The organism is Pseudomonas neuropathica, assembly GCF_015461835.1.
Taxonomy (GTDB): Bacteria; Pseudomonadota; Gammaproteobacteria; order Pseudomonadales; family Pseudomonadaceae; genus Aquipseudomonas; species Aquipseudomonas neuropathica.
Window position 1 is genome coordinate 162,307 of record NZ_JACOPX010000013.1, and the last position, 13,444, is coordinate 175,750.

Annotated in this window: 9 protein-coding genes; 3 read left to right on the top strand and 6 right to left on the bottom strand. The window is 60.0% G+C overall.

From position 1 onward, the window contains the following. Positions 1-29: 29 nt before the first annotated feature. A complete protein-coding gene (gene prmA, locus H8F23_RS19990) occupies positions 30-908 on the bottom strand; it encodes a 50S ribosomal protein L11 methyltransferase (RefSeq protein ID WP_093430245.1) in 879 nt (292 codons plus the stop codon). A gap of 192 nt (positions 909-1,100) precedes the next feature. Between prmA and H8F23_RS19995 the strand changes: the two genes are divergently transcribed. After that, positions 1,101-5,060, top strand: coding sequence for a ferritin family protein (locus tag H8F23_RS19995; protein ID WP_194935527.1), 3,960 nt, complete (start codon positions 1,101-1,103; stop codon positions 5,058-5,060). A 66-nt stretch (positions 5,061-5,126) separates the two neighbouring features. Here the strand turns inward: H8F23_RS19995 and accC are convergent, their stop codons facing one another. The 5 genes from accC to gcbA form a co-directional block, all read right to left on the bottom strand. Continuing rightward, positions 5,127-6,482: an acetyl-CoA carboxylase biotin carboxylase subunit gene (accC, locus tag H8F23_RS20000; protein WP_093430247.1), complete on the bottom strand. Its 1,356-nt coding sequence runs from the start codon at positions 6,480-6,482 to the stop codon at positions 5,127-5,129. Between the two features lie 17 nt (positions 6,483-6,499). After that, positions 6,500-6,964 carry an acetyl-CoA carboxylase biotin carboxyl carrier protein gene (gene accB / locus H8F23_RS20005; RefSeq protein WP_093430248.1) on the bottom strand — a complete coding sequence of 155 codons (465 nt, stop codon included), beginning with the start codon at positions 6,962-6,964 and terminating at the stop codon, positions 6,500-6,502. Between the two features lie 48 nt (positions 6,965-7,012). After that, positions 7,013-7,465, bottom strand: a complete 453-nt coding sequence (aroQ, locus tag H8F23_RS20010; RefSeq protein WP_093430249.1) for a type II 3-dehydroquinate dehydratase — start codon at positions 7,463-7,465, stop codon at positions 7,013-7,015. A 250-nt stretch (positions 7,466-7,715) separates the two neighbouring features. Then, complete coding sequence (locus H8F23_RS20015; protein WP_194935528.1) at positions 7,716-9,662, bottom strand: methyl-accepting chemotaxis protein; 1,947 nt, start codon at positions 9,660-9,662, stop codon at positions 7,716-7,718. A 51-nt stretch (positions 9,663-9,713) separates the two neighbouring features. Continuing rightward, positions 9,714-11,384, bottom strand: a complete 1,671-nt coding sequence (gene gcbA / locus H8F23_RS20020) for a diguanylate cyclase GcbA (RefSeq protein ID WP_093430251.1) — start codon at positions 11,382-11,384, stop codon at positions 9,714-9,716. A gap of 425 nt (positions 11,385-11,809) precedes the next feature. Here gcbA and H8F23_RS20025 point away from each other — a divergent pair, with 425 nt between their 5' ends. Then, positions 11,810-12,877, top strand: coding sequence for a DUF2333 family protein (locus tag H8F23_RS20025; RefSeq protein ID WP_123471051.1), 1,068 nt, complete (start codon positions 11,810-11,812; stop codon positions 12,875-12,877). Positions 12,878-12,880: 3 nt separating this feature from the next. Next, positions 12,881-13,438 carry an NUDIX hydrolase gene (locus H8F23_RS20030; protein ID WP_194935529.1) on the top strand — a complete coding sequence of 186 codons (558 nt, stop codon included), beginning with the start codon at positions 12,881-12,883 and terminating at the stop codon, positions 13,436-13,438. The last annotated feature ends 6 nt before the right edge of the window (positions 13,439-13,444 follow it).

Below are 13,444 nucleotides of genomic sequence, written 5' to 3' on the forward strand. Positions count from 1 at the left end.
CGGCGATCCGGATTATGCAGGCGGTCATATTAGCGCCGACGGCCGGTGATGCGCACCCAGCCATCGCGATTGGCGATCGGGTCGAGATCGAAGTCCTGTGCATAAGCGGCAGCGACTTCATCACCTTGTTCAGCGAGGATGCCCGACAGGGCCAGACGACCGCCGGATTTGACCAGGCCAGACAGTTGCGGCGCCAGCGAAACCAGCGGACCGGCAAGAATGTTGGCGACCAGCACGTCAGCTTGAACCTGCGGCAAGTCTTGCGGCAGGTACAGCGGGAACAGTTCGTCGGCAATATTGTTGCGACCGGCGTTGTCGCGCGAGGCTTCCAGTGCCTGCACGTCGATGTCGGTGCCAACGGCTTCTTTCGCACCGAGCAACAGGGCGGCGATCGCCAGAATTCCCGAACCGCAACCGAAGTCGAGCACGTCGCAGTCTTTCAGGTCCTGGCCGTCGAGCCATTCCAGGCACAAAGCGGTGGTCGGGTGAGTGCCGGTGCCGAACGCCAGGCCCGGATCCAGCAGCAGGTTGACCGCATCAGGTTCCGGCGCGGCGTGCCAGCTCGGCACGATCCACAGGCGCTGGCCGAAACGCATCGGCTGGAAACCGTCCATCCAGCTGCGTTCCCAGTCCTGATCTTCGATGACTTCGCTGTGGTGTTCGGGTAGCGGGCTGCCGGTCAGCAGTTCCAGGTGGGCCAGTACCGGGGCTGGTTCGGTGCCGCCTTCGAACAACGCCAGCAAGTGGGTGTGCGACCACAATGGGGTGGTGTTGAGTTCCGGTTCGAAGATCGGCTGGTCTTCGGCGTCCATGAAGGTCACCGACACGGCGCCGACTTCGAGGAATGCGTCCTCGTAGGTTTCGGCTTGTTCGGGGGTGATGGCGAGACGGACTTGCAGCCAAGGCATGGCGGGCACCTTTGAAAATCTGTGGGGCAGCCCGAAGCTGCAAAAGCGCGCAGTTTACGCCAGGTCGCCGGCAAAGTGGACACGCCTCTTGGCTGTTACACATTCGCCGGCGCGATATACATATGTATCCCCGGAGCGCGGTTGCCGGCAAATAGAGTGAAAGCTCATTTCTACGCAAGCGGGCTGGACGATATGGCGAGTGAACAAGGGATTGTAGAAGAAAAACCACCGGAAGCCGCTGCGCCCACAGGAACGGCCCAGGAGATTCTGCTGCGGATCACGCGTTGGCAGGTACTCATCGACAAGCGCCTGAGCAGTCAGCTGACCTTATTGGAGGCCATGGAAGCTTTCGCGTTGACCGAGCTGCGCAATCATTACCCGCACGGCAATATCGATCCGGGTTTTGTGCTGGCTTTGCTCGATTCGATTCTGCAGAAAATCATCGACGGCAAGCCGATGATGTACCTGGCGATTCAGGACGCTCCGTACCGCTGGCCGGGTGCTGCTGACCGGGGATTTCCGCTCGGCCATCGTCAAGCGGTCATCCAGACTGTGGAGAGCGTTTCTGAGCATTTCCTTGATCAATACAAAAACTACCTGCGAACACATTGGGAAACCAAAGGGCAGGAGGCTGCGTTCGATCAGTTGGTTTTGCGCAAATTGCAGCGCTATATCGATGACATCGACGCGCTGTTCCGCACTGACCGGCTCGTGCGACTGACGCCGGATCGATTGCGCAGGCAAATCGAAAAGGTTCAGGAACGAGGTGCTCGCCGCTATCGGTTGACCGCACTGGCAACGGGTGCGGAAAAGAAGAGGCTCGAAGCGCAGTCATACGCTCAATTACCGCATTGGCTGCGGGTGCTGAACGAACCGGAGCGTGCCAGGCTGCGCCATTATCAAGAACAGACGTCGCAGGCCCAGGCAGCGCTCGATGATCTGCTGGAAGGCTACGGCTCGTTGCGCGCCTATGCCCGGCAACAGGCGATTGACTATATCCAGCTCAAACTCGACATGGAGGTGGAACCAGACCGGATCGATGTCCGCCTGAGGTGGCTTTCAGCGGTCGGCGAGCCGACGCAGAACCGCAGTTTGAGCCAGTTGCTCGCGGCGGGGCCGATCGGTACGGATTTCGCTGCCGTTCTGGAAGTCACCAGTGGTCCTTCGCGACGCAATCAGCCGCTGGAGCCGGCATTCATCGCCGACATGCTGGCCGGCCAGGATTATCCGGTCGGGTACCTGCGAGCCCTGGCCGGGCAGTATGAGCGCGAGGACGTACAAAAGGCCTTGATCGACTGGTTTGTCGCGCGACTCAAGCAAAGCGCGTTCGTTGCGCGTTGTGCGGGGCATCTGGCGGTGGACGATCATGATCGTCTCGAATCGATGTGGGCAGGGGAAGCCATGGGCGAATCTTTGCGCGTCGCCGCACTGGCTTTACCCAACGGCATGCAGTGTGCCGACTTTCTGGTGTTTTACCGGCAAGAGCCTGCACCAGCGGTGAGCGATCTGCTGCTGTACGCGCCAAACAAGCCAGACGGCCAGGAGTGGGTGCGCCTGCCTTCGCTGGCGGCATTGACCGGAGAGGTCTGGGGCTGGACGCAGAGCGAGTCCGGTCGCGAATATCTTTTGCAGCAGCTTTCTCCCACAGCCCATCGCCGAGCGCGGGAGTATCTTGTCGCCGTGGCTGCCGACCCTGGCCGTTGGGGTATGAGCAGTGATATTCGGCGTGCGCCCCTGCCGTTCGCTCAGTGCGTCGAAGCGGCTGTAAAAATGGGCCTGGCCAAAAACCTGCAGCAGGTTGAAGAGGACAACTTGCTGCGCTGGAACTCAACGCTGACCCTGGATGCGCGTCGACGCCTCAGCAGTCTGAATCAGGAGCTGGTTGTTCATCAGCAGGTCTTCAATGAGTTACTGGGCGGTTTCGAAGTCTTTGTCGATTTTGCCAGACGCACGGTGGCCGCAGAGATCGCGCCTTATATGCGCAGCAAACAGGTGCTGGAACCGGTTGATCCGGCCACCGTGTTGATCGATTACAACGCCGGCATCGCCGATCGCAGGAAACAGTCGGTAGCCAGCCTGCTCGATCTGGCGATCTACGGCTACGACGACAACGCTGGTATCGACAATCCGAAAAAGGGCGTGCGCTCATCCGTTGGCCAGGATCTGAGCGAGGTGCGCAGCGCCGATCTGGCGTTGTATCTGCGTGGGGCCTGGCTGGGTGAGAAGTACGCCAGCGAGATCCGAGGCAAATATCTCGACGCTCGCCATGCGGACTACGAGCCGCGCCGGTTTGCCTGGCGCAATGTGCTGCTGTCGACAATGGATCGTGACTTGCGGGTTGCGCGAAGTCAGGCACGGCTAAGCGACACGGTGTATACAGCGCTCGTCCGCCAGGTCTCGCTGTTGAGTCAACTGCCAACGTCAGGGGGCCATTTGCCGGGCGCCAACAGGGTCACGACTGACGGCGTATTCAGGTTTACTGTGCGTGGTCATGTCGTACTCGGGGTTTATGTTTTTACCGCTTTCGATCCCGAGCCGTCTTGGTGGTTGTATACCCCGGATGCTCCTGACGGCCTTGCGGTGCGCCCGTACCATTCACTGTTTGGCGACATCGCCGGCGAGCTGCATGACTACTTGATGGCGCGCACGGCGGTTGCTGCACGCAAAACCGTTTCGCTCTCCTTGCATGCGATAGCGGTAAAAAATCAGCGCGTCGATACGCTGTACGAAGCACAGCGAGTGAGCGACGCGCGGGTTGAGTTCAACGCTTACATCGAGCGCACGGTTACGGATGTGCACGACATCACGACCAGCCGCGCGGAAATGATCGAAAGACAGGTGGTCAAGGGACTGATGTTCGCCGCCGCGCCGTTCTGCATGGTGTTTCCGCCCTTCGCCTTGTTGTTGGACTTGGTGTTCATCGCCGTCAGTGCCGGTGATGCCGTCGCGGCGCATCTGGAAGGCGATGTCGATGGCGCGCTCGGCCATTGGCTTGAGGCGTCGTGGGGCGCGCTGTTTGCCATGGTTGGCGCCGGCAGTACGGTCAAGTTACTCGGGCGCACGGTCAGAAATCTGAAGCACACGACGCGGCCGGTCTCATTGCTCACAGAGCGCTTGAGCACCGTCGCTCCGATTCGCAAGGAAGCGCTGCCGGCGGTTCGCAAGGTGCGTTTTTACGCCAGACAGGCTGTCAGCAACAAGCCGGATAATTTGCAGCAGGTCACTGAAGAAGGTGTCTTTTTTGGCACATGGCGCAGTCCGCCCAGTGCTGCACAGCCCCAGCCGACCTATTACATCCGCAACAGAGGCAAGTACTTCCAGGTCAGGGAAAACCCGCATTTCGGGGGGCTCAGCCTGATCGATGCCCGGCGCCCCGAAGCCATTTATCAGCGCCCCGTACGTCTGACTGCGAGTGGCAAATGGACGCATGACCGGGTCGGGCTGCGCGGCGGCAATGATCAGGTACGTAATCTTGGTCGAGTGAACAATCTGCGCAATGCGTTTCCCGGCCGGGTCGAGCCAGTGCTGAACCGTGGTGCGTTGCAGGGCGAGGCTGTGGTGGCGAAGTTTGTCGCCGGGTCTATGGACAATTATCTGTTTTCGCTGAATGCGCAGACCTGCGTGATTGCCTCGATGTACAACCCGACGACGAAGGTCGGCGCAGTCATTCATTTCGATCACAACATTCGCTCGCTGATCAACCACACCGTCAAGGATGCGATGACGCGTCTGGGAGGCTCGCCCAAAGATGTTCGGGTCACGCTGGTGGGCGGTGACTGGCTGACCGGCACCGACATCGGTGGACCGGTCAGGAGTGTATTGCGTCAACAGGGGCTGAGGCCGACATGGGATTACTGGTCGTATTCTTCCTGTCTGGGTAATACCTATGCTGTTTCGTTGAATCTGAACAATGGTGTTTCGACGGTGTTCAAGACTTCCGCCAGCCAGGTTGAACGCTTGTATTCGCCGGTTTTGCAGCGGGCCAGATATGCCAGCGATCCGGTGTCGAAACGCGCACAGGTATTCATGGAGCGGTTTCGTCGAAAGCCATTGCACCAAGATGCCTCTGGCGCTGTAGTCGACCAGAACGGGCGCCGGGCAACCCCTGAAATGATTCAGGGGCAAGCTTTTACCTTGGTGTCGATGAACTGATGCGCTGGCTGCAGGCATAAAAAAACCCGATCCACAGGGATCGGGTTTTTTCACGCCAGGTCAGTCTTACGACTGCTTGGCCAGCTTGTGCTCGAGGTAGTGAATGTTCACACCCCCCTTGCAGAAGCCTTCGTCACGAACCAGATCACGGTGCAGCGGGATGTTGGTCTTGATCCCGTCAACCACGATTTCGTCCAGGGCATTGCGCATGCGGGCCATGGCTTCGTCGCGGGTCGCGCCGTAAGTGATCAGCTTGCCGATCAGCGAGTCGTAGTTCGGTGGAACCGCATAACCGCTGTACAGGTGCGAATCGACGCGAACGCCGTTGCCGCCTGGTGCGTGGAAATGCTTGACCGTGCCCGGGCTCGGCATGAAGGTTTTCGGGTCTTCAGCGTTGATCCGGCATTCCAGCGAGTGACCGCGAATTACCACGTCATCCTGCGTGAACGACAGCTTGTTGCCGGCGGCGATGCTGAGCATCTCCTTGACGATGTCGATACCGGTGACCATTTCCGAAACCGGGTGCTCCACCTGAACACGGGTGTTCATTTCGATGAAGTAGAAACGACCGTTTTCGTAGAGGAACTCGAAGGTGCCGGCGCCACGGTAACCGATGTCGATGCACGCCTTGACGCAACGGGCCAACACTTCTTCGCGAGCCTTCTCGTCGATGCCGGGTGCCGGCGCTTCTTCGAGAACCTTCTGGTGGCGGCGTTGCAGCGAGCAATCGCGGTCGCCCAGATGGATGGCGTGGCCCTGGCCGTCGGACAGTACCTGCACTTCGACGTGGCGCGGATTGGTCAGGAATTTTTCCAGATAGACCATCGGGTTGCCGAACGCCGCGCCTGCTTCGGAGCGGGTCAGTTTCGCCGAGGCGATCAGGTCTTCTTCCTTGTGCACCACGCGCATGCCGCGACCACCACCGCCGCCAGCGGCTTTGATGATCACCGGGTAGCCGACTTCACGACCGATGCGCAATGCCGTTTCTTCGTCTTCCGGCAGTGGGCCGTCGGAACCTGGAACGGTTGGCACGCCAGCTTCGATCATCGCGTGCTTGGCTGAGACCTTGTCACCCATCAGGCGAATGGTGTCGGCTTTCGGGCCGATGAACGCGAAGCCGGAGTTCTCGACCTGCTCGGCAAAATCGGCGTTTTCCGCGAGGAAACCGTAGCCTGGGTGAATGGCGGTCGCGCCAGTCACTTCAGCGGCAGCGATGATGGCCGGGATGTGCAGGTAGGACTGAGCGGCAGACGCCGGGCCGATGCAGACGGATTCGTCTGCCAGACCCAGGTGCATCAGCTCTTTGTCGGCCTTGGAGTAAACGGCGACGGTCTTGATGCCCATCTCTTTGCAGGCACGCAGAATCCGCAGGGCGATCTCACCGCGGTTAGCGATCAGAACTTTTTCCAACTTCGCAGTCATCAAAGGCTCTCCGCAGTTCAAACGATGGTGAACAGCGGTTGGTCGTACTCAACCGGCTGGCCGTCTTCGACGAGGATGGACTCGATCACACCGCTGGTTTCAGCTTCGATGTGGTTCATCATCTTCATGGCTTCGACGATGCACAGAGTGTCGCCTTTCTTCACGGTCTGGCCGACTTCAACGAAGGACGGCGAGGTTGGCGAAGATTTGCGATAGAAGGTACCGACCATCGGCGAACGGGCAACAGTGCCGTTCAGCGCTGGTGCAGCAGCGGCAGCCGGGGCTGCGGCAGCAACCGGAGCAGCAGCGGCGGCAGGTGCGGCAGCCGGAGCGTGCATCGGAGCCGGCGCGTAGTACTGCTGAGCCGGGGTCTTGCTGTGACGGCTGATGCGTACGGACTCTTCGCCTTCCTTGATCTCGAGCTCGTCGATGCCGGACTCTTCCAGCAATTCGATCAGTTTCTTAACTTTACGGATATCCATGAATCATCAACTCCCAAGGGTCGGTCAGGGGCGTTTAACGCTTGTAGTTCAAGCCGTTGCCTGTGTTTCAAGCTGTTCTAGCGCAGCCTCCAGGGCCAGTCGGTAACCGCTGGCGCCAAGGCCGCAGATCACTCCCACCGCTACGTCGGAGAAGTAAGAGTGATGGCGGAAAGGTTCGCGTTTGTGCACGTTGGACAAATGCACTTCGATGAATGGGATGCTCACTCCCAGCAACGCGTCACGTAATGCGACACTTGTGTGCGTAAAAGCTGCTGGATTGATCAGAATGAAATCGACCCCTTCGCCACGCGCGGCGTGGATGCGGTCGATCAATTCGTACTCGGCATTGCTTTGCAGATACAGCAGATGATGGCCGGCTTCACGGGCGCGGCGCTCCAGATCCTGATTGATCTGCGCCAGGGTCGTGGAACCGTAAGTGCCGGGTTCGCGGGTGCCGAGCAGGTTCAGGTTGGGGCCGTGCAGCACCAGGAGGGTCGCCATCTGCGTAGTCCTTGTTATGAATGAGCAATCGTCAGAACCCGGCGACTATGCCGCAAAGACTTTGTGACTGTCCAGTTCTATGCAATAGCCAGCACGATGGCCGATGTTTGCGCGAAATATGTGACTGAGGGTCCTAATCCGGTCACTTGTGGTGAACCCCCTGTAGGAGCTGCCGCAGGCTGCGATCTTTTGATTTTCAAGAGCAAGATCAAAAGATCGCAGCCTTCGGCAGCTCCTACAGGGATTTTCGTCAGACGCGGAAGGCCTGCACGGCTGTATGCAATTGCCCACCCAACACCAGCAGATTCTCACCCTGCTCACGCCCGCGGCCGATACGCACCAGATTATCCCCACCCAACTGATGAATCCGCTCACTGTGATCGCGAATCTCGCTGACCGCGCCGCTCTGCTGCGCCGTGACGTCGGCAATGCGGATCGCCGTGTCGGAAATGGTCTGGATCGCGCCGACGATTTTATCCAGCGCGCCATCCGCCGCTTGCGCCTGATTGGCCGTGGCTTCGGCGTGCTCGACCTGCGCGCGCATGCCTTCAACCGATTGACGAGCAGCGGTTTGCAGGCCGGCGATCAGGGTTTGAATCTCGGCAGTTGCGCCGGCTGTACGTTGTGCCAGCGAGCGCACTTCTTCAGCCACCACGGCAAATCCTCGACCCATTTCCCCGGCACGCGCCGCTTCGATCGCCGCGTTCAGGGCCAGCAGGTTGGTCTGGTCGGCGATCGAGCGAATTACCGTCAATACGCCACCAATGGTCGCTGACTCCTCGGCCAGATGCTCGATCATTTGCGCGTTGCTCTGAACCTCACCGACCAGCGCGTGCAGGCCGGTGAGGCTTTGGCCAATCACGGTCTGGCCATGCTCGACCGCCAGTCCAGCGTGACGACTGGCATCCGCTGCCTGCTGCGCATCACCGGCAACTTGCTGGATTGTCGCTTCAAGTTCGCCGAGGGAATCGCGGATCAGCGCGGTGTCACCGGCCTGATGTTCGGCGCCGTTGTGCAAGTCGTTGCTCAGTTCGGCAAGCGTGCGGCTGCTGCCTGCGACTTGTTCGGCATTGCCGCGAATTGTCCCGACCAAATCCACCAGGTAGGCACGCAAGCGATTGAGCGAGGCCTCGATGTCGTGCAGTTCACGGTTGGTTTTGCCCAAATGAATATCGCGGCTGAAATCGCCTTCGGCCCAGTTCGACAGCGCCGGAGCGAGATTGGTCAGCGTGCGGGCCAGCCGCCGCTGCAAGGTGTCGATGAGCAACGCAATCAGCAGAATCAAACCGATCATCACGCCTTGCATCAGCCGCACTTCGCCTTGAATCTGCCCGTGCTGCGCGCGCACGACCGGCTCAAGTCCAGCGATGGCCTGCTGCACGGCGGCGATTTTCTGGTGGGTGGCGGTGCTGAGGTCGGTGCGTTTCTGAATCTGATCCCGTGTGCGTGCCAGCTCCGCCGGATAGCGTCCGAGCAAGCTGTTGAGCTCGCGTTTGAGTCCGACACCGGCGTCTTCGGCAACGGCTTTTTCGCTGCTCTCGATGCCCATCAGCGCGGCGAAATCGTCGCTGCCCGATTCATTGTTGGCGACGACGCCGAGCAAGGGCAGGGCATCAATCACTTGAGCTTGCGAGCGGATATTGGTGACTTCGCGCTCAACATCGGCGGCCAGTTCACTGCGCCCGCTGCTGACCAGTTTGTCCCGCGCCAGTGACAGCTTGCCCAAGTGCTGCGAAGCGACGAGCAACGGCGTCAGATAAGCCGCATTGCCGTTGGCGTAAGTGCTGAGCTGATCGAGGCTGGCGCTCAGTTCGCGCTCTGCCTGCAACAGCAAGGCCTGCGGGTCGCCCGCCAGTTTGCCGGCAGCGAGCAGGTCGGTCTTGCTGAATTCATCAAGGCCCGACAGGCTCGGACGCAGGGTGTCGGCCAGCGCTGGCGGCAATTCGCCGAGCTCCTTCTGCAAGCCGTCGATGGCCTGGCTGGCGCTGCTCAGGCGCAAAGCGTCACCGCTGGCGAGGTAATCCTCGACGTTGCGTGCCACCTCGTTCTGAAATTGCTGCGACAGCCCCAGATAACGCTCCATCAACAGATACGGGCGTTCGAGGGCTTTTTGCGACCACCACAGCGTCGCGCCGAGTGCGAGGCACACGGCGACCAACAGCAGGGTATTGAGATTGGTGAGCAACTTCAGGCGCATGACGGCTACCAACGGCAGAAATGGTAAGCGCCTGAATTTATTGCGGTTCTGTTACAGGGTTATGACCGAATCAGTGGAATCCGATGAAAAAGTGGCACTTTGCTTTGAGTCGCGCGCGGTCTGCACGCGATTGCGTCCGGCACCCTTGGCACGGTACAGCGCTTCGTCGGCCTGACTGGCCATCATCAGGCTGTCGCAATCATCGTGCATCTCCACCACTCCGGCGCTGAAGGTGCACCACAAATCCTGCGGCTGCGCCGGGTAGTGGATTTCGGCGAAGCGCTGGCGGATTTCGTCGAGCACTTTGTGAGCGGCTTCTATATCGGTGTCGGGCATGACAATGGCGAACTCTTCGCCGCCGTAACGGCCGATGAAGTCGGTCTTGCGCAAACGCTGCTTGAGAAACAGCGCGAGGCTCTTGATCACCCGGTCGCCCATCGGGTGGCCGTGGCTGTCGTTGACCCGTTTGAAATGGTCGATGTCGAGCATGGCAAAGCTCAATGGCTTGTTCTCGCGGCGGGCGCGGAACGAGCAGTCTTCGAGCAATTGCAGAATGTGCGTGTGGTTGTACAGACCGGTGAGGCTGTCGCGGACCATCCGTGCTTTGAGGTTGCGCGCGCGGGCGGCGCGGTTGCGCACGGTGGTGATCAGGTGGCGCGGCTTGATCGGTTTGGTCAGGAAGTCATCGCCACCCTCGCTCATGGCGTCGAGTTGCTTGTCCAGATCGTCCTCGGCCGACAGGTAAATGATCGGCACGCTGACATAGCGATCGTTGTGGCGAATCACTTTGGCCAGTTCGGTACCGGTGCAGGCCGGCATGTACATGTCGAGGATGATCAGGTCTGGCTGGAAGTCGGCCAGTTCAGCCATCGCCTGAATCGGTTCGATCAAGGTGCGGGTGACGATGCCGGCGCTATTGAGCAGGCGCTCGGTGTGCAAGGCCTGCGCACGCGAATCGTCGATGATCAGCACTTTATAAGGTTCGTACTGGGCGACGCAGGTGAGGACTTCGATCTTTTCCAGCAGGCTCGAGGCTTCGAGGGTGCCGGTGAGGAACTCCTGGCCGCCGGCGCGCACGGCGGCGAGGCGGGTTGGCGTGTCGGTTTCGTGCAGGCTGAAAAACAGCAGCGGCAGCGGTTCTTCCAAACCGACCTGGGCCTCGGCGGCGAGTTTCAGGCCGATGCCGGCGCCGCTGAAATCGACGTCCATGACGATCGCCGCGGGCAGGCGCTCGACCATCGAGGAGCGAAACGCCGACACACTGTCCAGCGCCTGCGCGCTCAGACCGAAGAATTCCAGTTGTTTGGCCAGGCGTTCGGCGCGGTCGTGATCTTGCAGCATCACATAGATCGGTTTGCGCAGCGGTGGCAGGAACGTCTGGTCGAGTTGATCGCCATGGCGCAGGCCGGTGCGTGACAAACGCTGCATCAAGCGATTGAGGTCGGTGATCAAGCCACTGCTCAGGCGACCGCGGTTGGCGTCCACCGCTTCCAGCGATTGGCTGATATGGCGCGCAAGCTGCGTGTGTTCGGGCTGTTCGAAGCGCTCGGCAAAACGCAGCAGGCGCAGGTTGGCCTCGCTCAGTTCGGCGAGATCGACATTGGACCACTCAGTGCGTTGCAGGCGCTGCCATATCTCAAGAATCTGACGTGCCTGATGAATTACCCGCTGGGCAAAGTGGTGCTTGAGACGCTCACGGCTGGGGTCTTCTGGCTCGGTCATATCCTGACTACTAGTTAGGCTGCATGCTGAGATCGACTGGTGGCTCTATGCTAGCACCTCTTTTCCCTTACACGAGTGTCGTACGTCAATAATCTGCAGTACGTCATCATTCAGTTTCTGACCGGACGGTTTTGTTTTAGACCTGGGTGTCTGAAAAGTCCCCGTAGGCCGGGCTCTCCCTGACTAAGCTGGGTAATCAGGATGACGGGGCAGTCGTGCTTTTATCCGTGCAGTGAATGACCTTTGCGATGGTTTTCAATCCGATGGGCTGAAGCGTGGACATCGGGGATTCCCTTAGTCATCGTCGAAGCGTCATTCGCCCAAACGAATTGCGGCTTATCTTTACGCGCGGGTGCCCGGCCCCGGCACGTTGTTGTATGGTTGTGGTCGAACCGTTGAACCCAAGTGATTGAAAGGATATCGCCATGCTGGACTGGAAAAATCGCGCGGGCAGCGCGCCTGAACGTGCCGCCGAACCCAAGTCGGCCACCCGCAGCTATGTTGGCGGATTACTGTTCAGCCGTGCATTGGCCACGCTGGTCGGCATCTACCTGCTGGTGACCATTGGCCTTGGCTGGTACTGGAGCCAGGAGCCGGCGCTGTTTCCGGTCGCACAAAACGCGCAAGTGGCGGCCGAGAAAGAAGGCAAGCAGATGGTGATCGGCTACACCACCGTCGAAACCCTGAAGACCGTTGCCGGCACCTTGCTCAACAAGCCGGGCGGCTACATTTCCAACGACCGCTTCCCGCCAGGCCTGTGGATGGACAACACGCCAAGCTGGGAATACGGCGTGCTGGTGCAGGTGCGTGACCTGACCCGTGCCCTGCGTAAAGACTTTGCCCGTTCGCAGTCGCAGTCGGCGGAAGATGCCGATCTGGCCAAGGCCGAGCCGCGTTTCAACTTCGACAACAAAAGCTGGATCCTGCCGTCGAGTGAGTCGGAATATCAGGAAGGCATCAACTCGCTGAGTCGTTATCAGGCACGCCTGTCCGATCCAACCCAGAAAAACGCGCTGTTCTATGCTCGCGCCGACAACCTGAACAACTGGCTGGGCGATGTCGGCACCCGTCTCGGTTCGCTGTCGCAACGCCTGTCGGCCAGCGTCGGCCGGGTCAAACTCAATACCGCGCTGAAAACCGAAGTGCCGGCGATCGGCGAAGTGCCGCAGGTTGACGAAGAAGTCGTCGAGACCCCGTGGATGCAGATCGACAACGTGTTCTACGAAGCCCGCGGTCAGGCCTGGGCGCTGTCGCACCTGCTGCGCGCCATTGAAGTCGATTTCGCCGATGTGCTGGCGAAGAAGAACGCCACCGTCAGCGTGCGTCAGATCATCCGTGAACTGGAAGCCTCGCAGGAGCCGGTCTGGAGTCCTATGATTCTTAACGGCAGCGGCTTCGGCGTGCTGGCCAACCACTCGCTGGTCATGGCCAACTATATTTCCCGGGCCAACGCCGCGGTGATCGATTTGCGTCAACTGCTCAATCAGGGCTGATTCATGAGCCCGAACGCCAAAGAGGCGGCCCATCGCGCCGCCTCGGATGCCGAACAGATCGCCTGGGTCGATGAGCAGGACAACTTGCTCGGCGCGCTCGTGCGCGCCGATTTGCGCGAGCGCGGGCTGATTGGCCGTGGCACCTACATCATGTTGTTCAATTCCGCCGGTGAGCTGTGCGTGCACCGGCGCACCTTGAGCAAGGCGATTTATCCCGGCTACTGGGACGTCGCGGCGGGCGGCATGGTCCAGGCAGACGAGACCTACGCCGAGTCGGCGGCCCGTGAACTGGAAGAGGAATTGGGCGTCAGCGGCGTCGAGCTGACGGCTCATGACCATTTCTATTTTGAGGACACCGGCAATCGGCTGTGGTGTTCGGCGTTTTCTGCTGTGTGGGACGGCCCATTGAAACTGCAACCGGAAGAGGTGCTGGAAGCGCGCTTTATTCCGGTCGAGCAGGTGCTGCAGGAAATCCAGCAGAAGCCTTATTGCCCGGACTCTCTGGCTGCATTGAAGCGCTATCTGAAGGCGCAGCAAAGCGACGTCGCAAAGAACACATAAATTGGC